Genomic DNA, 203 nt, shown 5'->3' with positions numbered 1-203 from the left:
ATCGTGTTCTCCCCGGAGTTCCTGCGTGAGGGCCGGGCCCTGTACGACAACCTGCACCCCTCCCGGATCGTGGTCGGTGACCGCGGACCGCGGGGCAAGCAGTTCGCGGACCTGCTGCTGGAAGGCGCCCTGACCAAGGACACCCCGGTGCTGCTGACGGACGCGACCGAGGCCGAGGCGATCAAGCTGTTCGCCAACACCTA

The 203-nt window shown here is 68.0% G+C and carries 1 pseudogene; it reads left to right on the top strand.

Features of this window, described 5'->3' with window-relative positions:
- A pseudogene (locus PROKR_RS38315) lies at positions 1–203 on the top strand (UDP-glucose 6-dehydrogenase); the annotation flags it as partial.

The sequence above is a fragment of the Promicromonospora kroppenstedtii DSM 19349 genome (genome assembly GCF_000515355.1).
GTDB lineage: Bacteria > Actinomycetota > Actinomycetes > Actinomycetales > Cellulomonadaceae > Promicromonospora > Promicromonospora kroppenstedtii.
The sequence above is the reverse complement of the archived record's forward strand: the minus strand, read 5'-3'. Positions and strand labels throughout refer to the sequence as shown.